Raw genomic sequence first — 622 nt, 5'->3', positions numbered from 1 at the left:
CGACATGTACTATTCGATCTAAACTTCTGATCGGATTGAGATTTAGAGCCCTCGGAGGTCTCCCTCCGAGGGCTTTTTTATTGTCGCCGATGGTGGCGGCGCTCAGGTCGCGCGGCGTGATCGCCGGCGATTCCCATGCAAAAAAAGCCCCGGCGTTTCCGCCGGGGCTTTCTTGTCGCAGAGTATCCGTCGCAGCGCGAACGCGCCCCGGCTTGGATCAGGCGGCGGCCGAAACCTGGCCGCTGGCCGGGACCGACGCGATCGTCTTCAGGATCTGCGAAGCGATCTGGTAGGGGTCGCCCTGCGAGTTCGGACGGCGATCCTCCAGATAGCCCTTGTAGTCGTTCTTGACGAAGGAGTGCGGCACGCGGATCGAAGCGCCACGGTCGGCGATGCCGTAGCTGAACTTGTTCCACGGCGCGGTCTCGTGCTTGCCGGTCAGACGCTTGTCGTTGTCCGGGCCGTAGACGGCGATGTGATCCAACAGGTTCTTGTCGAACTCAGCCATCAGCGCTTCGAAATAGGCCTTGCCGCCGACTTCGCGCATATAGGCGGTCGAGAAGTTGGCGTGCATGCCCGAGCCGTTCCAGTCGGTGTCGCCGAGCGGCTTGCAGTGGTACTC

At 61.9% G+C, this 622-nt stretch carries 1 pseudogene; it reads right to left on the bottom strand.

The annotated features are described in order from the left end of the window. Window positions 1–217 precede the first annotated feature (217 nt). A pseudogene (locus tag EN742_RS36970) lies at window positions 218–622 on the bottom strand (glutamine synthetase); the annotation flags it as partial.

Source organism: Mesorhizobium sp. M4A.F.Ca.ET.020.02.1.1 (assembly GCF_004022645.1).
Classification (GTDB): Bacteria; Pseudomonadota; Alphaproteobacteria; order Rhizobiales; family Rhizobiaceae; genus Mesorhizobium.
This window is presented reverse-complemented; position numbering and strand designations above follow the sequence as displayed.